The sequence below is a fragment of the Amycolatopsis acidicola genome, from assembly GCF_007713735.2.
Classification (GTDB): Bacteria; Actinomycetota; Actinomycetes; order Mycobacteriales; family Pseudonocardiaceae; genus Amycolatopsis_E; species Amycolatopsis_E acidicola.
This window is the reverse complement of record NZ_VMNW02000054.1, coordinates 34,182-57,619: the sequence shown is the minus strand read 5'-3', so window position 1 is coordinate 57,619 and position 23,438 is coordinate 34,182. Positions and strand designations below refer to the sequence as shown.

Genomic DNA, 23,438 nt, shown 5'->3' with positions numbered 1-23,438 from the left:
GCCTGGGTGGGATCGGTTCGGGCGACATCTCGGGAGGGATCGGCTCGAACGCCGCGGTCGGCAGCGGACTCACGTCTGCCGCGACCGCGGGCGCCGCGGGGACCGCGGCCGGGACTGCATCGGGCACCACCCCTGGCATGTCTCCGGGGATGTTCGGGCCACGCGGTGCCGGCATGGGCGGACGAGGAGGCTCCAGCGGGGTCAGGCCCGGTGCCGCCGAAGAAGAGAACGGCTTCCGCAAACGGAAACCCGCCGCCACGCCCGGGGTCTCGCTGCGCGGGCGGTCGGGAAAAGTCGAGCCACGCAAGGAAAGCCGGGCCCAGTCCAGTGTGCCCGCACCGGAACGGAAGCGGCAACCGGTCGACGAGTTGCTCCATGAGGAGCTATGGCAGCTGAACCCGGAAGAGAACGAACCGCGAACCCAAGCGGGATACTGAGGAGGACACAATGGCCGCAAATGAACTCAACGGCAATCCCACGGCGCAGAGCTACGCCTCCGCCAACATCCACACGCCGGCGCAGCCGGCTTCGCTGACAAGCCGCCTTGGCTCGGGGTTGACCTCGGCCGGGATGTACGAGGGCATGATGTACGGCGCCCTGGACACGTTCGCCACCGGCGAGGTGAGCGCGTTCATGAACTACGTGGATCAGAAATCCGGCTCGCTGTCCGATGTCGCGAAAGTGGCCGGGGCGACGTACTCGGCGGCGGACGCGACCAGTGCGTTCGATCTCCTCACCGCGGGGTTCAAGCTCGCGGATCAGGTGATCGGGCTGGGGAAGAAGGCAGTCACCTCGCTGCAGTCCAGTGATTCGTCCTCCAGCAGCACGGACTCTACCTCCGGTAGCACCACGGATTCGTCCGGCAGCACGAACTCATCCGGTACCACCACCCAGTCCGACACGACCACCGCGCAGACCGAAGCCTGAGGAGACCGGCCATGGTAGTTCCCTACAACCTGTTCACCATGGAGACGCTGGACGGGATGATCGCGGCCGAGCAGGCCAACGTTCCCAAGCTCGCCGCGGCAGCCAAGATGTGGACCGACGTGCGCCAGTGGATCGGCGATGCCCAGGTCCAGGTCAAGTCCCGGATCGGCGAGCTCTCTCCACAGTGGAAGGACGACAAAGGCCATCTGTTCGAGGTGAAGGCCCAGGGCCTCGTGAACGACTTGAAGACCTGGGGCGAACGGCTCGACGCCGCGCAGATCCCGCAGCACCTGACGTCTCTGGCAAGCTCGATCGTCGACGCCGGCGCGAAGGTGGCCGAGGCTAGCGGCGCGTACTACGCCGCGCTGGGCAACCCGCTGACCGCCCCCAGCGCACTGGGCTTTTGGCAGGCGGCCGCGACGCGGATGACCGTGCTCGGCGGGCAGTACGACCAGACGATGCTCCGGGTGGCCACCGGCGTCGGGATCGAGGACCCCAGCCAGGTGCTGGCCGACTATCTGCCGCAGGCCTCCTCGGAGGGCAACTCGCCGCAGGACATCATCAAAGCGGCGACCGCGGGCGTCGGCGCGGCGTCGGCGGGGATGGATACGCTGTCTGCCTTGCAGGACCTCGGTTCCTCGCTGGACACGAGCGGGACGGACGCCAGCGGGATCGACACGAGCGGGCTCGGCACGACTGTCGGCGCGAGCGGGTCGGCGAACCTGGGTGGCTCGACGGGACTGACACTAGCAGGCCTCGCCCCGGCGACGTCGTCGATTCCCACTGTCTCCGCTGGGTTCTCTGCCGGGGCCATTCCGTCGGTCGGCACGCCGCCGGTGGCGAGTGGGTCGATGGGCTTCGTCGCCGGCGCCGCCGGGACGGCAGGCCTGATGTCGGTGGCGAAACCGGTCGCCGGCAAGCGGGCGCCCAGCCTCGCGAGTGAGCCGGAAGCGGGCTGGGCCGAGAACGCCGCGACGAAGTCGGGCACCGGCACGGTTTCGCCGATGATGCCGCACACCGGTGGTTCCTCCGGCACGCTCCAGCCGAGCTCCGCGGACGAGCCCGGTAGCCGGTCGAACGGTGTGCGGAAGTCGACGAGTGCCAACGGTGTTCCGTCCCGGCTGCGGGGCCGGGCGGGCACCGGCGAGCCCGCCGGCGACTTCACGCTCGCGCGGCGCAGGGGTGAGGACGACACGACCTCCGGTTCGGTCCAGCTCCTCGACGAGGACCTCTGGCGCCTCATCAACTGATCGCACAACGAAAACCGCGCCCGCCGGAATCCTGGCGGGCGCGGTTTTCGTTGTGCCGCTTCAGCTCTTCACGGTCTGGCTCTTGGCGGTGTCCGGGTCGAGGCCCGGGCCTTCCGGAAGCCGGGAGACCAGCGTCGCGGGCAGCTGTACGGCGTTCGTCGTCGAATAGCCGAACGTCTTCAGCACGTCTGGTGACGACAGCGAGTACCGCCGCCCCATGTCGGTGACGAGCACATACGTGCCGCTGGGGGACTGGGACGACGGCATCGACTCGACCACCGCGGCCGAACCCGGCGGCACGTACACGCGGTCCGCCAGTGGGGTGCCCTCCGCCGTGCGGCGGGACGTCACGGTCGCCGCGTCGGGCAGGGTGGGCCCGACGACCAGCCTCGGCGAGGACTTGCCGGGATCGAACGTCGCGCACACCGTCGCCTCGCCGTCGGTCAGCCGCGCGATCGCCGGCCGGGCAGGCGGGGCCGAGTTCTCAGCCGCCGCAACGGGTTCGAGCTGTTTCGCGGCGGCCGCCTGCGCGGGCGCGAGCGACATCGCCTTCGGCACGCCACCCGGATAAGCCGCCGACATCAGCTGGGAACTCGCCAGCTGCACGTCGTACTGCAGCTCGGTGATCGGCCGCAACGCGTCGTGCTCGGCGACGTAGTACTGCTGCCCGCCGCCGGAGGCCTGGACCATCAGCAGCATCCCGGTGAGGATGTCGGCCCGTCCCGGCACCGCGGTGGACGGTTCGCCCGCCTGCTCGATCGAAAGCGGCCCGATCGGCGCGCCCTCCGGCAGCACGTTCAACCAAGCCTGGTCGACCCGCGCCCACGGTTCGGTGGCCAGCGTGAGCCCGGTGCCGACCGTGTCGTAGTCGTCGATCCGGTGCCGGTAGCCGTGCCAGATCAGGTAGCGGTCCCCTGTGGACACCAGCTGGACGAGCAAACCCTGGTCTCCCAGACCCGAACCCCCCGACGGGTCGGTTCCGGCGAGCAGCACCGACTGCTCGATCTGGCTGCCGGACACGTCCGACGCCGGGGCGGAGCAGAGCGACCACGCGCCGGTCAGCAGCCGTTTCGTGTCGGGCAGCGAATCCGGGGCGTCCTCGATGCCGATCCGCGGCCCGCGAGGGACCCCGGCGAGCGAGTTGCCCGACACGACCTCCGTGGAAGCGTGCTGGCCCAGTAACAACAGCGCGGACGCGTAGTTCGCCACCGGGTACAGCTTGTCGTTCAGGTACACGTACCTCGTGCCGGTCTCCTTCTCCACGATCACCTCGGAGGCCGACTTCCAAGAGCTGTTGCCGCCCGGCACGATCATCCCGTACACCCCTACGCCCGCGAGCGACACGATGGCCAGCGCGATGCTCGCGAACGCCGCGCCCGACGGACGGCGGAACGGTGGCTGCTCCGGGTCGGTCTCCCTCGTCACCAGCGCGGAAATCGCGCGCTGCACAAGGAACTGGTACGCCTGCAGTTGGTCGCGTTTGGACGCCATCTCAGCCTCCCAGCCCGCGCACGTACGCGTAGAGCCCGAGCACCCAGCACGCCATCGGCACGACAGCGGCGAGCACGAGGATTTCGGAGTACTCGGCGAACCGGCCGAGATACGGGTTGGCAGCGCGGGTGCTGAGCAGGATCCCCGCCGCGATCACCCCGGCCGCGACGGCAGGCAGGAGCACGCCGGTGGCGGCCAGCGGCATGGTGAACGGGCCCGCGACCAGACAACCGAGCCCGAAGACTCCGATGAGCAGCAACGGAATCCGTTGCCGTGGCACCGGATACAGCCTTGCCCGCAGCAGGAAACCGACGGTCAGCACCGCGAGCAGGACCATCGAGCCCATTCCGCCGTCGGCGGTCAGCAGGGCTTCACCGGCGATCACCGCGACGGCCGCGCCGCCGAGCATCCCGGTGAGCAGGCCGTCCGCCCGCGCCACGGCCGCGTGCACGCGCACGAGGGACGGCTGCGGATCGTCCCGCACGAGATCCGCCGTCGTGCGGGGCAGTACCGGCATCGGCACCTTGCCCAGCCGCAACGCCAGTGGCGCGAACATCGTCGACAGCAGCAGCAAACCGGCCGCCAGCACCCCGGCGGCCTGATGCGCCGCGAGGTCCCAGAGCAGTGAAACCAAGCCGCCGATGAGGGTGAACAGGCCCAGTGCGGCGGCGCCCGCGAACACCGCCTGCGCGACGGCCACGCCCAAATAGCCGACGAGCGCGGCCAGCAGCAGCGCGGCTCCCGCGAGCAGCACGTGGCCCGGGGTCAGGTCGGTCACGGCGTGGCTGCCGGCCGGGATCAGCACCCCGGCGGCGAAGGCGAACGGCAACGCGGTCGCCGCCAGGACGGCTCCCGCGTCGGCGTCCGCGGCGGGCCTGGCGAGGATCACGCCCGCCACCAGCAACGCGACGGCCGTCGCGAGCGCGCACAAACCAGGCCCTGTCCAAGGTGGCCCCGCCCGCATCACCGCGACCAGGCCGAGTAGGACCACGAACGCGCCCACGGCCAGTCCTGCCCGGCGCGTGTGGCGCGGCCCCCAGGCCTTCCCGGTCCGGCCCGAACCGGTGGCGATCGCGTCGGCCAGGTCGTCGTACTCCGGCTCCGGCCAGTTCGTCCGCGCCGAGGTCAGGTGCAGAATTTCCCCGTCACGCACGCGGTATGCGCCGAGTGTCCGGTTCAGATCGAACGCGGTGCCGTCGTCGCGCCGCAGCAGCCAGCCGCCCCCGGCGACGCCTTTGTCCGCCATGCCCTCGCCCGCGCGGGCCAGCACGCCCGGCAGGAGCTCGGCCACGGACGCGTGGTCGGGCAGCGCCATGTCGATTCGCCGTCGTGGAGTGGCTATCGTGATCCTGATGAGCCCCGCAGTCTGCATGCGAGCAGCTTCGCCCTGGGCGGCCACCGAAGGGCGGGAGAGGCAGGAACCTGCCGCGGACCATCAGGATTCCATCGGCTGTGCGGGACAATGACGGTATGAGCATCGAGGCCGGGCGGCTGACGCCCCTCGCGGAGGGGCCGGTCGCCCATGTCTACGCGGGGGCCGGGGTCGCGGTCAAGGTGTTCCCCACCGGATTCGGCCGGGACACCGCGGCCGCGCTGGAACGCGAGCGGAAAGCGCTGGAGACGGTGCGCGCCGAGCGGGCGATCCTGTTCGCCGACGAGGTGCTCGAGTTCGCCGGCGGCGGGGCGGGCCTGCGGATGGAGCTGTGCCGCGGTTCGCTGGCGGGGCTGCTCGCTTCCGGCAAGCCCCTCGGCGTGCGGGAGACGCTCGCGATCGGGCAGACGGTGGCGAAAGCGCTGGCCACGGGACATCGGCTCGGTGTCGTGCACGGCGGGGTCACGCCGCACAACGTGCTGTTCCGCGTCTCCGGGGAGCTCGTGCTGTCCGATTTCGGGCTGGCGCTACGCCGCGGGTTCCCCCGCGACCCGATGTACGCGGTGGAATACGCGGCACCGGAAGCCCTGCGGGACGACGTGCTTTCCCCGGCAACGGATCTGTACGGCCTCGGCGCGGTGCTGTATGCGGCGTTGACGGGCGCGCCTCCGTTCCCGCGCCAGATCGGGCAGCAGCCGGGCGAGCGGATCCTGCAGGTACTGCGGGAACCGGTGCCCCCGCTGCAGGTTCCCGGCGTCCCGCTGGAACTCTCCGAAATGGTCGGCCGACTGCTGGCGAAGGACCCGGCGGACCGGCCCCGTGACGCGGCGAGCCTCGCCGACGCCTTCCGCAAGCTGTATCGCACCAGCGACCGGCGGCAGATCGAGTTCGACGACTTCGCCCGGCCCGGCGCCCCGCCCGTGCCTCCCGCTCCGCGCCAGGCGCCGCCCTCGGCTCCCGTTTCCTCGTCTCCCGGCCGCACGCTCGTCCACAGCATCGGGCCCGGCGAACCGTCCACAATGGAGAAAAAGCGCTTCCGCTGGCGCCCGCTCGCATTGGCGGTGCTCGGCGCCGCGGTCATCGGGCTGACCGTGGTGCCGATAGTGCTCAACTCCGGGAAACAGGCACAGCAGCAGAACGCCGCACCGGTCGTGCGGTCCGCGACCCCGCTCCCGGAGTCGACTTCCGCGAGCCCGCCGCCCGATGTGGGGCTCGTGCTCGACACGCCGGCGGACCTCGGCGACAAAGTGCAGTTGAACTGGAGCGCCAAGGGAGACCTGGATTTCGCGGTGGTCGTCGCCGGTGAGCGCATCCCGACGACGACACAGGTGGCGGGCAGGCAGCATTCCCTGACCGTCCCGGTCGACCAGGCCCGCAAGTACTGCTTCCAGATCCGGGCCACGGACGGGACACACATCTACACCACGGCCCCGGTCGCCATCCGCGGCGGCCAGTGCTCGCTTTAGCGTTTCCGCAGCAGGGTTCTCGACTCCAGAGCCGCCCGCAGGCGGTCGCGCCACGGCCGCCTCGCCAGCGCCCGGCGGATTGCGCGCACTTGCGCCCACGCGTGCGGGGCCGCCCCGTCCGGAGCCGGATGCCTTGCCCACAGCGAAAAATCGAGTACTCCGGCCAGCCCGTACATCGGCTCCTCCAGCGGTACGCCGAGCTTTGCCCCCGCCGTCGCCGCCAAGTCGCGTGGGGTCATACCGACCCGGTACGGCACCCGGTGCGCGATCAGCAGATCACGCACCTCCGCCCACGCCCCGAGGACGCCCGCCGCTCCCGCCCGCTTCCGGCGGCGCCGGGTCCGCACTGCTTTCGCCAGTGGTACACCGAAAATCCAGCACACCACCAGTGCTCCCGCTCCGATGAGGACAGCCCAGCCCATGCCCGTTCCCGCGCTGGTGGCCTGGTCCTGCGTGGTGTCCGGCGGGAGGTCCGGCTGCGGTTGCAGCTGGTTTTCCGGCGGCAGCTGGGAACGCGCCTGCGCCGCCGCCTTCGATATACCGGTCTGGGGGAGCTGGGTCTGCTGGGCAGAAGCGGTCGGATCGAGTGGCACCCAGCCCACCCCGGCGACGGCGACCTCGGGCCAGGCCTGCACGTCGCGGTTGCGCACCACGTGGTACCCGTCGGAAGTCTCGGTGGCACCGCGATAGCCGACCACCAGCCGCGCCGGGATGCCGATGATCCGCGCGAGCGCCACGTACGCCGCGGCGAACTGTTCGCTCGTCCCGACCTTGGTCTGGGTCAGGAACTGCCGCAGCTGCGGCCAGCCGTCGCCGGTCGGGAGGTTGTCGCCGGTGGCCACCCGGTAGTTCTCGGTCAGGAACCGCTCCAGCTGCAATGCCGCCTGCAGGCTCGGCTGCATTCCGTGCACGGCCGTCTGGGCGAGCTGGCCGATGTCGTCGGGGACCACGCCGAGGCCGCCGAGCCCGCCCACGGCCTGGGGGTCGAGCTGCGCCGACGACAGATCACCGGCGTCCACTTCGGACCAGCTCAAGGTGTAGTTCCTGGCGTTCGAGTCCGAGAGCAGGGCTCCCGATCCGGTGTCCACCAGCGGTTCGGTGCCGGTCACGCTCACCGGGTTCTGCTGGCTCGGCAGCCAGGGACCGGTCAGGCCGGTGATCCGCACGTCGGCGGTGTCCACCTTGCCGCCAGTGGTCCCGTCCAGCCGCACGCCCAGCCGCCGGAGATCCGTGTCGGTGGACCAGTTCGCGCCGTCGAAGGTGTCCAGGACGAGCAGCCGCCACCGGTCGACCGTCGCGTCGGTGCGGTAGCGGAACACCTCCTGGCCGGGGGCGGCCAGCCGGGCGGCGATCTCGTGCAGCGGATTGCTGAGCCCGTTCTCCGGCGGGGCCGCGGCATGGCTGTCCGCCAGCCGGTACGGCTCGCGGCCCACCGGATCGAGCGTGCCGATCACGGCCACTCCGGCCACGATCGCCACCACGGTCGGCACGACCAGCAGCACGCTCATCCCCGACAACCGCGGCCGTCCCGGCCGCGCGACGTTCAGCACCAGACCGGCCGGGGCGAGGAACGCGAGCGCGGCCAGTATCGCGGTGAGCCCGGTCAACGCCTGGTACGCCTGGGAAAGCCCGGCCACGGCCAGCCCCGGCAACAGTGCTACCACCCGTTTTCTCAAGCGCAGCAACAGTTCCAGGCCCAGTACGGTCGCCAGTAGGACCAGGATCGGCACGAACAGCAGCTGTTCGGCGTCCGGCCGGGCCGGCCACGTCGACTCCAGCGTCAGCAGCCAGCCCTGCGTCACCGCGCGCGCGAGCACGGCAGGCGTGGTGCCGGGAACCGACGCGAACAGCCCGGCGATTCCCAGCAGCAGGACGAAAACCGGGCGCCACGAAGTCAGCACGCGACGGCAGAGCTCGAAACAGCCGTAGCCGACGAGAACCACGACGAGTACGGGCGGCGCCAGCGCGCTCAGCCCGAACACGGGGGTGAACAGCAGCCCCGCGACGGCCGTCGCGGCGAGCAGTCCCGCGACCGCGAGCCTGCCCGGCGACTGCCCGAGGTCCCGGTCGGTCACGCGACCCCCACTCCGTTCCACAGGCGTACGAACCCGGCAGCGTCCGGCGCCACGAGCTCACCCGCGGTCGCCTCTCCGCCCGCCCCGAGTCGGATCACGTAGTCCGGCCGCCACCGGCTCGCGGCGCCGAGGTCGGTGCGAGCACCGGTGATCACCGCCAGCGTGCCGCCAGGCCGGGGCCGTTTGAGCGGCACCAGCGGCTCCCCGTTTGGCGCGTCCTGCGCGACCAGGCACAGCTCGTCCAGCAGCACACGCGCCACCCCGAGCCCGCTGTCCACGGCCGTGTTCACCCCGGTCGGCGTGAGCAGACGGCAGTGCTGCCCGGCCAGCGCCGACGAGTACAACAGGGACGCGGCCACTTCCACCGCCTCCTCGAAAACCTCGGGGTCCATGGATTCCGGCCGCGTGTCCAGCACCGCGGTGAACCGCAGCTGCGCCGGATCGGCGTACTCGCGAACCATGAGCTTTCCGGTGCGCGCGCTGGCCTTCCAATGCAGATGCCGAACCTCGTCGCCGAGCATGTACTCCCGCACCGCCCGCAGATCCCACGAACCACGCAACGGCGGATCGGTCACCGGCCCGTCGTAGTGGTGGCGCGGGAACCCGGCACCGGCCGCACGCACCGCATGCAGCCGCGGATAGGCCCACAGATGCGCGACGCCACCGACGGTCCGGTCGCCGCGCGCCAGCCCGAACGGGTCGAACCTGTTGAGTACCAACGGTCCCACCGGAAGCTTGCCGCGCCGGTGGGTGGGCAGCTCGTAGTGGTACGTCGCCGCCGTCCCTGGCTGCAGCGGACGCACCTGGACCTGATGGCCTTCGTCGCCGAGCCGGTCGTTCGCGGCGAACCCGCGGTGCGGGCGCGTTCCGTCGTTCGTCACCACCAGAGTCGCCAGCGCCGGTTTGCCGCGTTCGATCCGTTCCGGGTGCACCGAACGCCGGATCTCCACCTTCGGCCGCCACAACGCCACGGCCAACGACGCGACCACGGCACCGGCGGCGATGCCCGCGATCGCCCGGAACAACGGGTAACCGGCCAGTTCCCCGAACGCGTAACAGCACACGGCTCCCGCGAGCACGGCGATCCCCCGGCGGGTGAGCCGCACCGTTACCGCCCGGGAGAGGCCGCGGGCACGGCGGTGTCGGCCAGGAGCTCGTTCACCACGTCCCGGGTCTGCCGCTGGTTCAGCTCCGCGTCCGGGGTCAGCACCAGCCGGTGCTCCAGCACCGGATGCGCCACCGCTTTCACGTCGTCCGGGGTCACGAAATCCCGGCCGTAGGTGGCCGCGAGTCCTTGTGCCGCACGGATCAGCGCGATGCTGCCGCGCGGGCTCGCTCCATAGCGGACCGCCGGATGCGCTCGGCTCGCCGCGGCGAGCCGCACCGCGTAGGACACGATCTCCGTCGCCAGATGCGACCGGCGCACCTGGGCGATCACCTGCTGCAGATCGGAAATGGCGAGCACCGGCCGGACCTCGTCCGAGGTGACCCCGGCACAGTCGCCCATCACCACCATCACCTCGGCGTCGTGCCCGGGATACCCCAGTGACAGCCGCATCAGGAACCGGTCCAGCTGCGCCTCCGGCAGCCGGTAAGTGCCTTCCATTTCGATCGGGTTCTGCGTTGCCACCACGAGGAACGGCAGCGGCACCTGCTGGCTCACCGAGTCCACCGTCACCCGGCGCTCGGCCATCACCTCGAGCAGCGCCGACTGGGTTTTCGGCGTGCCGCGGTTGATTTCGTCGGCCAGCACCACGTTGGCGAAGATCCCGCCGGGGTGGAACTGGAAGCTTTCGGAGTTCTGGTGGTACACCATCACCCCGGTGATGTCGCCGGGCAACAGGTCGGGCGTGAACTGGATCCGGCTCCACCGGCCGTTGAGACTCGCCGCGATGCACCGCGCGAGCGTGGTCTTCCCGACCCCGGGCACGTCCTCGACCAGCAGGTGCCCTTCGGCGAACAACGCGGCCACTGCCAGCCGTACGGCCTCCGGGTGCCCGCGCAGTACCGTCTGCACGTTGTTGGCGATGAGGTCGTAGGCCGCGTGAGGCGTGAGGGTCACGACTTACCTTTCTGTTGGTACAAGGCGGTTCTCCGCTGTCACGGCGTGCCGTTCCAGGTGTCCTTCGCACTGCCGAGAGACGTCTTGATGGTGGCATCGATCTGCACGGAGCCGACCCAGTACACGTTCGGGATGGACAGCTCCGTGGTGCCGGAACAGGACACCGCGCTCCCGGAGGCGGTGCTCAGGAACGTCGCCTGGCAGGTTGCCGCGGCGCCGTTCCCGTTCGCGTTGACGGTCACGTAAATGGTCTGGTTCGGCTGCGAACCCCGCACGCTGAGGATCGAGATGGTCGGTGGCCCCGACGCCACGGTGGCCTTCGCCGAACCCGAGGCTCCGGTGAGCGTCGAACCCGAGCTGTAGTGCGTGATCGCGCGGACCGTGAAGCTGATCGTTCCGCTCAGCCCGGTGAACGACGTGGACGTGGCCGAAACCTGCCGCGTGCCCTGCCCGGTCGCGGTCACCTCGTAGTGGTCCAACGTCGCGCCGTGCAGGTTCGGCGCGGTCCAGGAAACCGAGACCTGGCCGCTGGAACCGGCCGTCGCGGTCACCTTCGGCGCGTCCGCCGCATGCCCGGGGACGACGGATTTCGAGCTGGCGCTCGCGCCCTGGCCCGCCGAGTTCTGCGCGACCACGGTGAATACGTACGATCTGCCGTTTTCCAGCCCGCTGATCGTGGTGCCGGCTCTCGACCCGCTCACCGTGGTGGAGCCACCGGACCAGGAGACGACGTAGGCGCTCACCTTCGCGCCGTTCGCCGTGGCGGCGGACCACGACACGGTGGCCGAACCGTCCCCGGCGGTGGCCTTCACGTTGCGCGGCGCGCCCGGGGGCGTCGGGTTCGGTTGCTGCTGCTGGTTTCCGGCCTGCTGGGTGCGCGGATTCGGCGGGTTCCCCGGCGTGGTCCCGGGGTTCGCCGGCGGGGCGCCCGCGGGCTGTTCGTTCACCGGCTGGTTGTTCACGTTGACGTCGGTGGTGCCGCCGTCCTGGCCGTCGACCACCAGCACGTGGGAACCGTCCGCGCTGTCGACGTAGATCCGATTGTCCTGACCCAGCACGGGTTTGGCCGAACCGGCCGGTCCGGCCACCGGTTTCCGGGTCTTGAGCGCGCCGTCGCTGCCGTAGCTGAGCAGTTCGTTGTGCGCCGAGTCGACCACCACGATCGCGCTCGACGCGGCGACCGGTCCGGCGAACCGGCCGCCCTGCGGCAGACTCACCGAGATCGGGCTCTGCGCCGGGTTTCCGGTCGACAGGGTCGCCGTGTCGACGAGCACCAGCTTGCCGTCGTCGGGCTCGACGGCGGCAAGCCGTCCGTCCACGGCGGCGTTGGCGACCTGCGCCGTGGCGGGAAGGTCGACGCCGAGGCCGACCCCGTCACCGAGCCCGTCCTGGCTGACTTCGCTCACGGTGTCGGCAGTGGTGTCGACGACGACCGGGCGATCGTTGACCAGAGTCACCGCCCCGCCGTGGCCTTGCGGCAGTTTGCCGGGGCAGGCGAGCACGGTGGCGTTGCGGGGGAGTTCGCACACGGAGCCGTTGTCGATCCGGTGCAGCCACAGGGTTCCGTCGGAAGTCGCGACGGGGTCGGACAACGGCCCGCCCGCCGCGATCGTCGCCGCCGGATCGCCCAGCCGCACGATCTGCCCCGCGTTGCGGTACACCAGGTACGGGCCGCCGACACCCTCCACCACGAAGGGCTCCTCGGCGGCGGGCGCGGCGGAGCTGCCCTCGACGCTCAGTGTCGATTTGTCGAATTCGGTGATCCGCGAACGCTCGACCACGTAACCGGAGTGGTCGTCCTGCGTGACCTGGCTTCCCGCCGCCGCCCCCGGCACGCTGGCGCGCGAGTCCACCTGCCCCGTCGAACCGTCGACGTGGACGGCCGACTGCGAAGCGTCGTTGTACACCCAGTGTCCGACCTGGACGAAGTCGAGCCCGGCCGGAAGTGAGGCGTGGCCGGTCACCGCGAGTCCGACGAGCGCGACACAGCTCGCGACGAGCACGGCTATCACGCCACGGCGGCGGACGGCCGCGGTGAGCCGGAGGCGGCGCTTGTGGCCGGTGGGTTCGGTCGTCACCCTGTGACCTTAGAGGTGGCGGGTACAGCACTGGTACATCGCGGACCAACCGCCGACACGGTGGTGCGCCACGGCGTCGCGTACATGACGCAGACGCTAGCGAGCCACGATGGAATCTCGATGAAAGGCCAGGTGTCACGGAATCTTCATCTTTCGCCGCGAGTCTGGGAGGCGACGACGCGAGGAGGGATTCCGGTGACCGATTTCGGTGGGACCCAGGCCGGCCGGCGTACGGCCCCGGCGCCTCAGGTGCCTCGGGCGCGGCCTGCCGCGCAGCCGGCTGTGTTCGGCGTACCGGCCCCAGCTGCCGAGGCGCCGTCCGCGATGCGTAACGCGGCCGTTGCCACGCTGAACGCGGCCCGTCCCCAGACACCTCCGGTGCCGCCGCCCGGTGTACAGCAGCAGCGGCCTTGGGCTCCGGCACCAGCTCCTGTGCTTCCGGCGCGCCCGGCCGCCCGGCGTCCGCTCGGCGGGATCGGAGTGCTCCAACTCGTCTCGTGGCAGCTCGCGGTGCTCGCGGTCGTCCTCGGCCTCGGGCAGCGCTGGGCCGTGTTCGGCACAGTCGTCGGCTGCGCGTTGCTCGTGGTCGGGTGCACCGCTGTGCGGGTCCGCGGTCGCTGGTTGTACGAATGGCTGATCCTGGCGGTGAAATACGCTTTGCGGCATTACGAAGACGATCTGCGGGACCCGAGCGGGAGCGGCCGGGCGCTGGTGAAGGTGTTGTCGCCGGAGGCGGTGAGCCTGGTGCACAACGTCGGGGACGAGCCGGTGTTCATGCTCAGTCGCATCACCGGGATCACCGCGGTGCTGCGCCCGGACGACGGCGTGCGCGAACTCGCCGTGCCCGCGCCCGAGGTGCTCCTGCCGCCACACGAGGAGTCGTTCACCGCGCAGGTGATCCATCACGCCGGGCTCGGGCAGGACCGTCCATTGCGGACTTGGATCGCCCTGCAGGCGATGCGCACCATCGACGTCTACACCGACACCGAGGTCCGGCAGACGCTGGGTAACGCGCTGCGCCGCGTCCGCCGCCGGTTGCATCGGTCGGGGCTGCCGACGGAAACGTTGCCGGAGAACGAGTTCTTCGGCACGCTGGCCTCGCTCGCGCACGTCACCGCCGACCGCGGCCGGGTGCGGGAGGATTGGCGGTTCTTCTACAGCGGGCCGGTATCCCAGGCGGTGTTCCGGCTCGGCGACTGGTCCCGCCTCTCCGCTGCCGCCTCTCCGCAGCTGCTGCGCAGGCTGCTCACCGCGACCCCGTACGCGGCCGTGACGATCGCCGTCAGTGCCTGCCGCTCCGTCGACGCGGAGCCCGAAGTGGACGCGGCTTTGCGCCTCGCCGCAGCGGATCCGGCCGCGTTGGAGCACGCGGCAACGGTGCTGACACAGGTCGCGGGCGAGTGGGCGGTGACCATGACACGCCTCGACGGCAGGCACGGCCACGGGCTGGCCATCACGCTCCCGCTCGGCCTCCAGGTTTCGGGCGACTGAGCAGCATCTCCGTCCACTTTGGTCAGATGCCCACCTGGTCAGGTTTGAAGGTGCGACGGTAGGCGTCGGGAGTGGTTTGGAGCGTGTCGCGGAAATGGCGGCGCAGCGCGTGCGCCGTGCCGAAACCGCAGTCCGTGGCGACGCGTTCGATCGGCAGATCCGTGGTCTCGAGCAGTTGCTGGGCTCGCCGCAACCGCTGGGTGTTGAGCCAGTCGAGAGGCTTGCTGCCGGTGCGGTTGACGAAGTGGCGGTGCAGGGTCCGCGGGCTCACCCGCGCTTGCCGGGCGACCTGCTCGACGGTCAACGGCTGGTCGAGGTGTTCGAGTACCCAGGCCATCGTCTCGCCGAGGCTGTCGGTGACAGCCGGACCGGGAAACGGATCGGCGTACTGCCGCTGGTGTCCTTCGCGGTGTGGCGCGGCGACGAGCCGGCGCGCCACCTGGTTCGCCACGGTCGCACCATGATCTTTGCGTACGAGGTGCAGGCACAGATCGAGGCCGGCCGTCTTGCCCGCTGAAGTGAGCACGTCGCCTTCGTCGATGTAGAGCGACGCCGAGTCGACGTGGATCTCCCGATATCGCTGGGCCAGTGTGTCGGCGTGCCGCCAGTGCGTGGCCGCGCGGCGGCCGTCGAGGAGCCCGGCGGCGGCGAGCACGAAGGCGCCGGTACAGATGGAGGCGACTCGTGCTCCTCGCGCGGCAGCCGCGCGAACCGCTTCGACGAGATCGGCCGGCGGTTCGAGCGCGGAGTCGTGACAAGCCGGGACGACGACCGTGTCCGCCACGACAAGATCGTCGTAGGTGAACGGGGTCGCGGCGGTGAACCAGTTGTCGACTCGCGCCCCTGGCGGGCTGCAGACCTGCAGCGTGTACCAGTCGGAGTCGGCGTCGGACATCGCCGGCCCGAAGATCGCGCAGGGGGCGGCGAGTTCGAAGATCGGCACGCCTTCGCTCAGCGCCAGTGCCACGGTTCCCGTCATGACCGAAACTGTACGCTAATAGTCGTTTCAGTCACTGTTCTCGCGCCACGATCTCGCGAACGCTCGAGACGTGACACAGGAGTTGATGAAGGAACCCACCGCGGCGCGAGGCGCGGCCTGGCTGCGGCCTGCGGTCGCGGTCGCGGCCATCGGGTGGGGCGCCAACCAGTTCTCCCCGTTGATCGTCTTCTACCAGCAGCACGGCGTGTCGACCACGGCGACCGGGGTCATGTTCGGCCTGTACGCGGTCGGGTTGATCCCGGCACTGCTCGTCGGCGGTCGGTGGTCGGACCAGGCGGGACGCAAGCGCGTGGTCGTCGTGGCGCTGTTGTTCTCGCTGGCCGCGACGGTGTTGCTGATCTTGGGCAAGGAAGTCCTTTTCCTCTTGTTCGTCGGGCGCTTCGTCGCGGGGATCAGCAGCGGGCTGGCGTTCGGGACTGGAGCGGCCTGGATCCGGGAAGACTCGCCTGGCGGACACCGAGGCGCCCGCCGGGCGACGATCGCGATGACGACCGGGTTCGGCCTCGGGCCGCTGGTCGCCGGGCTCCTCGGGCAATGGACGCCGGATCCTCAGGTGTGGCCTTATCTGCCGAACCTCGTGCTGTGCGTTGTCGCGTTGTGGTTGCTCGCGGGCGCCGACAGCCGACGTCCGCTCACGTCCCCGAGCGCCGAGCAGGTCGCAACGGCTGCACGAAGCGAGGTCAACCGGCACCTGCTCCGGGTGTCATTGTTGTTCGCGCCGTGGGTTTTCGGGACAGCGGCGATCGCCTTGGCGTACCTGCCGGGCCTCGTCGCGAAGGGCTCGAACCCACTCGCCTTCGCCGCGATCGCCACGGCCATCCCGGCATTCGTCGGCGTGCTCGTCCAGCCCGTGATCGCCCGCGGCGATCGGCTCGCCACCGCGCTCCTGATGCCGGCGATGGGGGTTACCGTCGTCGCCCTGGGCATCGCCGTCTGGGCCGCCGCGGCGTCGACCGTGTGGGCGGTCATCGTGGCCGAGATCGCGCTGGGCGCCGCTTACGGGATCACCCAGTTCGCCGGATTGGCCGACATCCAGCAGATCACCCCGCGGACGTTGCTCGGGTACGCCACTTCGACGTACCAGGCCTTGGCCTACCTCGGTTTCGCAGTGCCCTATCTGTTGTCACTCGCCCACGTTGCCCTTGGCTGGTCCCCGGCGCTCGGACTAGCCGCCGTCACCGCGATCGCCGTCGTCGCGACGCTCGGGTTGTTGCTCAACGTCAGGCGCACCAAGGTTCACTGAGTGACCCAGTACGCGTAGGACGTGTAGTCCGGGTAGGGGTTCATCAGCGGGCGCGGCTGGCGGAGTTCGACATGCGCCTCAGGCGAGGTGATCAGCTCCGCGGGAATCGTGAACGAGTCGGTCTGCCACGTCCCGTCCGTCTCGCCGCGGATCCACGTTCCCGCCTCCTTGCCGTCCACCACGACGGTCATGTCCGGGATCCCGCGGATGGCGGCGCGGGCGGTGATCGTGGCGGGCTTGCCCGGTTCGAGGTTCCGGAACGTGAACGTCTCCCCGCCGACGATCAGCCGCCCGGCGTCGATAACGTCCCCATCGCGCGAAACGACGCTCCACGGCTGCATCCCGGTCTGCCCCGGCACATAGCGGTAGTCGTGGTCCCGTTCGTCGTCGAGGTATGCGACGTTCAGGTAGTCGCGCACCGCGCCGGAAACCGGTGCGGCGTCGGCATTCCCGACGAGGCTCCAGTCCGCCTCGGCGACCGTGAACTGCCGGAACGGAACGGCGAGGATGCCCCCGATGTCCGGCGGGGTCTTCGTCGTGAAGGATCCCACCGGGGTGTTCGACACCAGGCCGACGTCCCGCAGCGGAGCCATGCTCGGGCCGGGACCGGTGTCGTAGGTCGCGAAATAGTCCGGACGACGCTCGGCAGGCAGGTGCCGCAGCGTTTCGTAGAGCGAGCCGATGCCGTTGCTGACCGGCTCGGCGAATCCGTTGGTGCCCAGTCCGAGCAGGTCCACGACATACCGGTCGGAGAAGTACGTGACGGCACCGACGTCCTTGACCGCGACTACCGCGTCCGCGGGCAGATGGCCGTTGATCCACACGCCGTAGGAGATGTCCGTGTCCCGGATCGCCGCGCCGTCCCGGGAAAAGCGCACGCCCCACGTCGGAAGCGCGACGAGGGAGAAGGTCAGCACGACAGCGAGCGCACCGTGTAACGCGAACCTGCGGTAGCGGGGTTTCTGCAGTGTGCGGGAAAGTCCGGCCACACCCGCGACGACGAACAGGAAGAACAGCGGGAAGAACGGCTGGAAGTAGCGCAGTTCGTGGTTGAGTGCGGTGTCCAGAGTGGACAGTGAGACGACCGCGCACGCCAGTCCGGCGGTCATGGCGATGATCAGCGGCCGGTTCGCGCGCGGCAGCAACAGGAAGCCGATCCCGACGGCGGCGATCAGCAGCGCACCGGGGAAGACGAAGTCCTGGCCCGTGAAGCCGAGGAAGATGCCGGCCAGGCCGCGCAGCGTCGCGACGGTGCGGTCGACGAACGTCCCGAGATAGAACACCGGAGTGTCGTGCAGCAACGATTTGGCCTGCACGCCGTTGGCCGACGCGGTGCCGGTGGCCAGACGGTAGAACAGCAATTGCCCGGCGCCCACCACGCCCGGCAGCAGGCTCCACAGCGCGCGTCGCAACATCGTGGGCACACCGGAAAGGCTGCGGTGCGTCCACAACGTCCAGAGCACGGCAAGGGTGATCACCCCGGCGAAGATCAGGCCTTCCGGCCGGGCGATCGCGAGCAGCGCGGCGACCGCCGGGGTGAATCGGAATCGAGCGGCGGTCTGCTCGGTGACGAACGTGAGCAGCAGGCCGGTCACCAGCAGCATGACCATGCCGACTTCCATGCCGCTGGCCGAACCCCACAGCAGTGGCCCGCTGACCGCGATGAGCAGGCCCGTCCACGTCCCGGCCGCCCGGCCGATGAGGCGCGTCGCGAGCAGTGTCGTCAGGGCGGAAGCCGCGGCGAAACAACAGATGTTGAACCCCACCGCGAAGGCGAGGAGAAGGGTGCCGTGCGCGCCGATCACGTACGCGGCGCCGAGGACGAAGGCGTACAGCATGCTGCTCGCCCCGGCGCTGACGCCGTCACCGGTGTTGAACTCGAAGAAGTGGCCGGCGCCGAGTTGGCTGCCGTACTGCAGGTGGATGTAGACGTCGTCGAGCGGGGCGAACAGTTTGCCGCTGTTCCACAGCATCGACGCCGCGACGAAACCGAAGCCGAGCACCAGCGCAACCCCGGCGATCCACCAGGCAGGGTTGCGCCGGCGGCGTCTCTCGGGTTCTTCCGGCGCTGGTTCCGGCAGACCCGCGCCCTCGCGTGAAGTGTCGACGAGCTCAGTCACCCGTTGGTTCCTTTCCTGTCCGCGACAAATCGGCTTACCGATTCGCGTAAGTGTTTCCCCAGTGCGGCAGTTGATCACGCCAGTGATCACAGTAGCGCTGGGTTTTCGCGGCGTTTACCCGGATACGAACCGGAGTTGTCCGAGCGCGAGTGGGAAATGATCTTGCCTGAAACGGCGCGAAGTGGTTGCGTATTCGCGGGTACGGAAACGAACGGGGGACGGCGCCGCGATCGTGATCGGTGGGGGGACGGGCTCGCCACCGCGCCGGGCCGCGCGGGCTTGCACCATGTGCTGCGCGAAGTCGGAAGCCGTTGGCGCGGTAAGCTTTTCCCGCAACACCGCGATGCGCCTGCTACCCCCGCTCGTCACCGCGAAAGCCGTGATGCGGCATGCGACCAGGACGCCCCCGAACCTCTAAGAGATGAAGTCGGCCGCCGCGCCGTCGCCGTGCGCCCGCTGGTCTTCGCGCACGCGGGCGCGCACGTCCTCGGGTTTGTCCTGGCTGAACTTGAAGTTGCTGCGGACTTCCCTTACGTGGACCCGGAAAGCGACCACTCCGTCGACGATCGCGCGGAACTGCTCGCGCGAAGATGTCGGGTCCCAAGCGGGATCGCGCGGCGCCTCAGCGGCGAGGACGGTCTTCTCGACCACATCGAGGGTCTCGTCCCGGTCGGTGATCACCTCGACCGGCCCGGTCACGTGCACCGCGGCGTAGTTCCACGTCGGGACCGCCGGGTTGTAGCCGTACGCGGTCGGGGAGACGTACCCGTGCGGCCCGGAGAACACCACGAGCAACTCACGCCCGAACGCACGCCAGTGCGGGTTGGCGCGCGCCATGTGCCCCAGCAACGTCGCTCCGTCGAGCGCCGGACCAGGCAAGATGACCGGCGTATGCGTCGCCACGGGCGGCTCACCCCCACTGACCACCAGCGCGAAGGGGTTGCGCCGCACCAACTCGGCCTCGTCCCCCGGCCCCGCCGGCCGGTACGGCTCGAACTCATGCATGACAGCGGTTTCCCGCGGGTTTGCTCGCTACGTCCACTGGTCGCACGTTACCGTCCGCGGTCGAGCTAGTTCATCATGCCTGGCTGGCCGGGAACTGCTCTTCCAGCCACGTCTTGACCGCGGGAACGGTCGAATACCCGTGTTGACGAAGGAGATCAGTGATGTCGCGACCGCAGACCAGAGCGACAGGGTGCTGGTCGTCTCGAATCTCGCGTTGAAGCTGGCTGTTGAAGTAGGACGTCGTTACGAGCACGCCGAAATGGCGGTGGCGGAGCCGGGAGATGAGCCGGCTCCCCTCTCGAACGCCTACCGAGTTGTCCACGCCATAGCATTTCGCTTCGAGTGCGAAGTCGATGGAAATCCGGTCGGCGACGGGTCCGAGGTGATACTGGCCGACCGCGTCGCGGCCGCCGTCGCGGCTGGGTCGGGTGACCTCGCAGCGCCCTGTATTTGGGGCAATCAAGCGCCAGAGTGCCACTGCACAGGCTTCGAAGTCGTGTTCGCGGTCCTCGAAATGCGCACGAATGGCAGACAGGATCTCTCGACCCTGTGCGTCTTGAGGTGTTTGTTCCTCCCGGCTGCGGATCAGCGTTGTCGCTGGTGCCGTCAATGGCAGATCTGCGCGTCCGCGGACCCAGGAAGCCCATTCACGGGGACAGTCGCCAGCGAGTGGGTCGAGACCGGCGGACACGCCCTGGATCCAGGTCCGCGGCACGGTGGCACAGTCCAGGACGGTGAACCGGGCCCGGTAATTCTGAAAACGCTCTCTGCCGGTCGTGCGCCAGATTGCCTGCAGTTCGTCGTCGGGGGTTAGTGCAGGTCCGCCTGGTGCGAGTAGCCCGCGAAATCGGACGCCACGGCCCTGGGTGGTGGCTTTCTCGAACAGCAGGAACGGAGGTACTTTCTTTCGTTGCTCGGGCGTGCCGTGCGAATCGCTGAAAACATCGCGGAGCAACAGATTGCCGCGGCGGCTCGTGTTGTGCAGCTCCCGACCGGCAGCGCGGTTGTCGCCGTAGTAGGTGAACAAGCCGGTCTGCAGATCGAGGCTATCCGGCCAGTCCGGCTGATCGCCGGTCGTGTAGAGGACGGCTAGGCGCACGTCGCCCTCGCGCTGGGACCCCACATACCGGAAACCGCCCTGGTTACCCACGCCGGGCAGCAATTTCGCAATCGGGTCATCGCCGGCGTGCCCGCTGGAACCGCCGGGGTAGTAACCGTCGACGAGCAGGTCCGCTGTGCGGAGAGCTGTGAATGCCACCGTCGGCGCAGGTGCTCCTGGCGTCGCTGGCTGAGACAGGTCTGGCCCCCTCTCAAACGAGCAGGTGGGCTGGTTGCCGACGCGTGCGCCCCTGCGCACGCGGTGCAAGCCTTCTGTCAGCACCTGCAACTATCAAGATGTTGACAGTTCTACCATGCAAGGACAAGGCGGCGCCGGTGCGCAGATGTAGTGAGAGGGGCGGCCGACTAGAAGTCGCGAAGCGCCGGACTCAGCCGCGCGTGCGAAGGCGGAACTTCATTGCAAACCAAAAGAGCAGGCTGTCTATGCGACAGCCTGCTCTCGTGTGCATGTGTGTCCGGAGGGGGACTTGAACCCCCACGCCCGTTAAGGGCACTAGCACCTCAAGCTAGCGCGTCTGCCATTCCGCCACCCGGACTCGGGGGTCCAGTGTATACCGTGCCGCAAACGCCCGGGACCGCGGCCGGGCGGTGTGTCGCTTCCCTTGTGGCCACCGGGTTTCCGGGGCCACAGCCGCCTCAGTCGTGGCACTCGGCTCGTGCCTGGCGGAGCGCGCCGGAGCGGGGGATGTAGGTCCACAGCGTGGCGGCCGCGCCGAAGCCGACGACGCCGCTGACGATGATCCCGGGCCCCAGCCCGGCCAGCGCCGTCACCGCGGAGAGGATCACCGGCCCGATGCCCGTGCCGATGTCGGCGAGTTCGTTCCAGATGCCGATGTGCGTCGGGCGCCCGATGGCCGGGGAGACGTCGGCGCCGAGCGTCATCACGATGCCCGAGCCGATCCCGTTGCCGAACCCCATCACCATTCCGGCGAGCGCGAGCGACACCGCGCCGCCGGTCAGCGGCATCAGCACGAACGACGCGCCCAGCACGATCGTCGACGGGACGGCGACCCACCGCCGGCCGTAGCGGTCCATCACCTTCCCCGCCGGGTAGAAGGTGAGCGCGTCGATCGCGCCCGCGACGCCGTAGATGATCGAACTGGTCGTGGGCGACAGCCCGAGATGCGCCGCCCAGAGCGGGATGACCGTCTGCCGGGCCTGCCGGATCGCCGACAGCAGCAGGACGCCGCTCCCCAGCGTGACGTACGTCCGCCAGCGGCGCTTGATCATGTCGCGCGTGGTGATGGAGGCAGCCGCGGCACGGTGTTCCGCGGTGAGTTCGAGTTCCGGCGCCCGGTACACGAGCACAGCCGCGGCGGCGATCGCCACCAAGCCCACGCAGTAAGCGCCCGGCAACCCCCACAGGTGCATCGCCCCGGCCCCCGCGAACGGCCCCGCGAACAACCCGACGCGCATCGTCCCACCGAGTGTCGAGAGCGCGCGGGCGCGCATGTGGGGTGGGACCATCTCGGTGAGGTAGGTCTGCCGGGCGAGGCTGTAGACCGAGCTCGCCATCCCGATCAGCAGCACCCCGGCGCCGTAGAGCACCAGCGCCCACGGCCCGCTGCCCGCCTGCACGAGGCAGATCACCAGCCCGGCCACCGTGACGGCCGCCGCCAGCAGCATCGACCTGCGCTCCCCGACGCGGGTCGCGAGCACGCCTGCCGGGATGTTCGTGACCAGCGATCCGATCCCGATCAGCGCCCCGACCAGCGCGGCGATCGCCGTCGTCGCGCCGCGGTCGATCGCGCTCAGCGCGATGACGGGAAGGATGGCCCCCTCGGCGAGCCCGAACAGGGTCGCCGGCCCATAGGCCACCGCGGCGACGGAGCGCAATCGGAACTCTTCGGCCACGTCGCGCCATCATGCCTCAGCGGCCGTGGCCGACCTGCGCCGATGCCGGTTGGGGACCCTCTGTGAGCGGGGGTCCTGGGGCGTGCTAATCTTTTTTCCGTCGCCGAGGGAAACCTCCGGCAGACATCCGCGCCATTAGCTCAACTGGCAGAGCAGCTGACTCTTAATCAGCGGGTTCGGGGTTCGAGTCCCTGATGGCGCACATCACCCCAGGTCAACGGCCTGGGGTTTTGTTTTTTCACCCCCAGGCGAGCCACCGATGGACTGACCGGCGAGACCGGAGACCTGGAATAGGGGCAAAGTTCGGGAGGTTCCCCGAAGTGTGAGCGATGAGAAGGTGAGTCTCAGTCCGACGGGCTGGGTCAGTGAGCAGACCGAGAAGATTCTGCAGTCGGGGACGACCGAGGGTGTCGAGGTGCTCGGTGTGCCGATCGTGCTGCTGACGTTGCGGGGCGCGAAGTCCGGCAAGCTCCGCTACACGCCGGTGATGCGCGTGGAGCATGACGGGAGCTACGCGGTGGTCGCGTCGAAGGGCGGGGCGCCGGAGAACCCGGTGTGGTACCACAACATCAAGGCTTATCCGGAGGTTTCGTTGCAGGACGGGACCGTGACCAAGACCTACGTGGCGCGCGAGGTCTCCGGCGAGGAGCGCGCGGTGTGGTGGGACCGGTCCGTGGCGGTGTTCCCGTCCTATGCCGAATACCAGACCAAAACGACCCGTCAGATCCCGGTTTTTGTCCTGGACCCCAAATAGCAGCTCCCGGTCAGGTGCCCCACTCCTGCCAGCGCAGGCTTGGGGCACCTACCGCGCCACCCCACGCCCAGCTTCGCCCCGACGCCCAGCTTCGATCCCTACACTCCGCTTCGGGGCTAGTCCCCACCCCA

Annotated in this window: 17 protein-coding genes, 2 tRNA genes and 1 pseudogene; 8 read left to right on the top strand and 12 right to left on the bottom strand. The window is 69.7% G+C overall.

Annotated elements, in window-relative coordinates; genetic code table 11:
- The 3 genes and pseudogenes from FPZ12_RS46100 to FPZ12_RS29140 all read left to right on the top strand — a co-directional run.
- A pseudogene (locus tag FPZ12_RS46100) lies at nucleotides 1–437 on the top strand (hypothetical protein); the annotation flags it as partial.
- A 10-nt stretch (nucleotides 438–447) separates the two neighbouring features.
- Nucleotides 448–927, top strand: coding sequence for a hypothetical protein (locus FPZ12_RS29145; RefSeq protein WP_144757474.1), 480 nt, complete (start codon nucleotides 448–450; stop codon nucleotides 925–927).
- Between the two features lie 11 nt (nucleotides 928–938).
- Complete coding sequence (locus FPZ12_RS29140; protein WP_144757475.1) at nucleotides 939–2,177, top strand: TrbL/VirB6 family protein; 1,239 nt, start codon at nucleotides 939–941, stop codon at nucleotides 2,175–2,177.
- Nucleotides 2,178–2,237: 60 nt separating this feature from the next.
- Here the strand turns inward: FPZ12_RS29140 and eccB are convergent, their stop codons facing one another.
- Together eccB and eccD are read right to left on the bottom strand one after the other, a co-directional pair.
- Nucleotides 2,238–3,668, bottom strand: a complete 1,431-nt coding sequence (gene eccB / locus FPZ12_RS29135; protein WP_144757476.1) for a type VII secretion protein EccB — start codon at nucleotides 3,666–3,668, stop codon at nucleotides 2,238–2,240.
- A 1-nt stretch (nucleotide 3,669) separates the two neighbouring features.
- Entirely contained in the window at nucleotides 3,670–5,040 is a 1,371-nt protein-coding gene (gene eccD / locus FPZ12_RS29130; RefSeq protein WP_144757477.1) for a type VII secretion integral membrane protein EccD, read from the bottom strand.
- A gap of 98 nt (nucleotides 5,041–5,138) precedes the next feature.
- On the opposite strand from eccD, the gene FPZ12_RS29125 reads away from it, so the two are divergent.
- Nucleotides 5,139–6,506 carry a serine/threonine-protein kinase gene (locus FPZ12_RS29125; protein WP_144757478.1) on the top strand — a complete coding sequence of 456 codons (1,368 nt, stop codon included), beginning with the start codon at nucleotides 5,139–5,141 and terminating at the stop codon, nucleotides 6,504–6,506.
- On the opposite strand, the gene FPZ12_RS29120 is transcribed toward FPZ12_RS29125, so the two are convergent.
- Genes FPZ12_RS29120 through FPZ12_RS29105 form a run of 4 tightly spaced genes read right to left on the bottom strand, consistent with a single transcriptional unit; the run spans nucleotide 6,503 to nucleotide 12,721 of the window.
- Nucleotides 6,503–8,581 carry a transglutaminase-like domain-containing protein gene (locus FPZ12_RS29120; RefSeq protein WP_144757479.1) on the bottom strand — a complete coding sequence of 693 codons (2,079 nt, stop codon included), beginning with the start codon at nucleotides 8,579–8,581 and terminating at the stop codon, nucleotides 6,503–6,505. The genes FPZ12_RS29125 and FPZ12_RS29120 overlap by 4 nt on opposite strands.
- Nucleotides 8,578–9,687, bottom strand: coding sequence for a DUF58 domain-containing protein (locus FPZ12_RS29115; RefSeq protein WP_144757480.1), 1,110 nt, complete (start codon nucleotides 9,685–9,687; stop codon nucleotides 8,578–8,580). The genes FPZ12_RS29120 and FPZ12_RS29115 overlap by 4 nt, the downstream gene beginning before the upstream one ends.
- 2 nt (nucleotides 9,688–9,689) lie before the next feature.
- Nucleotides 9,690–10,643 carry an AAA family ATPase gene (locus tag FPZ12_RS29110; protein WP_144757481.1) on the bottom strand — a complete coding sequence of 318 codons (954 nt, stop codon included), beginning with the start codon at nucleotides 10,641–10,643 and terminating at the stop codon, nucleotides 9,690–9,692.
- A 38-nt stretch (nucleotides 10,644–10,681) separates the two neighbouring features.
- Nucleotides 10,682–12,721, bottom strand: coding sequence for a fibronectin type III domain-containing protein (locus FPZ12_RS29105; protein WP_243770088.1), 2,040 nt, complete (start codon nucleotides 12,719–12,721; stop codon nucleotides 10,682–10,684).
- Nucleotides 12,722–13,201: 480 nt separating this feature from the next.
- Between FPZ12_RS29105 and FPZ12_RS29100 the strand changes: the two genes are divergently transcribed.
- Nucleotides 13,202–14,212, top strand: a complete 1,011-nt coding sequence (locus tag FPZ12_RS29100; protein WP_243770087.1) for a hypothetical protein — start codon at nucleotides 13,202–13,204, stop codon at nucleotides 14,210–14,212.
- A gap of 22 nt (nucleotides 14,213–14,234) precedes the next feature.
- Here FPZ12_RS29100 and FPZ12_RS29095 read toward each other — a convergent pair whose 3' ends face one another.
- Complete coding sequence (locus tag FPZ12_RS29095; protein WP_144757483.1) at nucleotides 14,235–15,191, bottom strand: GlxA family transcriptional regulator; 957 nt, start codon at nucleotides 15,189–15,191, stop codon at nucleotides 14,235–14,237.
- 70 nt (nucleotides 15,192–15,261) lie between these two features.
- On the opposite strand from FPZ12_RS29095, the gene FPZ12_RS29090 reads away from it, so the two are divergent.
- Nucleotides 15,262–16,455, top strand: coding sequence for an MFS transporter (locus tag FPZ12_RS29090; protein ID WP_144757484.1), 1,194 nt, complete (start codon nucleotides 15,262–15,264; stop codon nucleotides 16,453–16,455).
- On the opposite strand, the gene FPZ12_RS29085 is transcribed toward FPZ12_RS29090, so the two are convergent.
- The 5 genes from FPZ12_RS29085 to FPZ12_RS29065 form a co-directional block, all read right to left on the bottom strand.
- Nucleotides 16,449–18,575, bottom strand: coding sequence for a hypothetical protein (locus tag FPZ12_RS29085; protein WP_144757485.1), 2,127 nt, complete (start codon nucleotides 18,573–18,575; stop codon nucleotides 16,449–16,451). The two genes, FPZ12_RS29090 and FPZ12_RS29085, sit on opposite strands and share 7 nt — an antisense overlap.
- A gap of 414 nt (nucleotides 18,576–18,989) precedes the next feature.
- Nucleotides 18,990–19,580, bottom strand: coding sequence for an FMN-binding negative transcriptional regulator (locus FPZ12_RS29080; protein WP_144757486.1), 591 nt, complete (start codon nucleotides 19,578–19,580; stop codon nucleotides 18,990–18,992).
- 73 nt (nucleotides 19,581–19,653) lie between these two features.
- Complete coding sequence (locus FPZ12_RS29075) at nucleotides 19,654–20,838, bottom strand: restriction endonuclease (protein ID WP_208026059.1); 1,185 nt, start codon at nucleotides 20,836–20,838, stop codon at nucleotides 19,654–19,656.
- A gap of 313 nt (nucleotides 20,839–21,151) precedes the next feature.
- A tRNA-Leu gene (locus tag FPZ12_RS29070) sits at nucleotides 21,152–21,235 on the bottom strand.
- 100 nt (nucleotides 21,236–21,335) lie between these two features.
- Nucleotides 21,336–22,553, bottom strand: a complete 1,218-nt coding sequence (locus FPZ12_RS29065; protein ID WP_144757487.1) for an MFS transporter — start codon at nucleotides 22,551–22,553, stop codon at nucleotides 21,336–21,338.
- A gap of 129 nt (nucleotides 22,554–22,682) precedes the next feature.
- Here FPZ12_RS29065 and FPZ12_RS29060 point away from each other — a divergent pair.
- Nucleotides 22,683–22,755: transfer RNA gene (locus FPZ12_RS29060), tRNA-Lys, on the top strand.
- Nucleotides 22,756–22,875: 120 nt separating this feature from the next.
- Entirely contained in the window at nucleotides 22,876–23,307 is a 432-nt protein-coding gene (locus FPZ12_RS29055) for a nitroreductase family deazaflavin-dependent oxidoreductase (RefSeq protein ID WP_144757488.1), read from the top strand.
- Nucleotides 23,308–23,438 lie beyond the last annotated feature (131 nt).

What these genes read in the sequence shown, in the direction of transcription:
- FPZ12_RS29145 (WP_144757474.1), top strand. Translation starts at nt 448, where the DNA reads ATGGCCGCAAATGAACTCAACGGCAATCCCACGGCGCAGAGCTACGCC.
- FPZ12_RS29140 (WP_144757475.1), top strand. Translation starts at nt 939, where the DNA reads ATGGTAGTTCCCTACAACCTGTTCACCATGGAGACGCTGGACGGGATG.
- eccB (WP_144757476.1), bottom strand. Translation starts at nt 3,668, where the DNA reads ATGGCGTCCAAACGCGACCAACTGCAGGCGTACCAGTTCCTTGTGCAG.
- eccD (WP_144757477.1), bottom strand. Translation starts at nt 5,040, where the DNA reads ATGCAGACTGCGGGGCTCATCAGGATCACGATAGCCACTCCACGACGG.
- FPZ12_RS29125 (WP_144757478.1), top strand. Translation starts at nt 5,139, where the DNA reads ATGAGCATCGAGGCCGGGCGGCTGACGCCCCTCGCGGAGGGGCCGGTC.
- FPZ12_RS29095 (WP_144757483.1), bottom strand. Translation starts at nt 15,191, where the DNA reads ATGACGGGAACCGTGGCACTGGCGCTGAGCGAAGGCGTGCCGATCTTC.
- FPZ12_RS29080 (WP_144757486.1), bottom strand. Translation starts at nt 19,580, where the DNA reads ATGCATGAGTTCGAGCCGTACCGGCCGGCGGGGCCGGGGGACGAGGCC.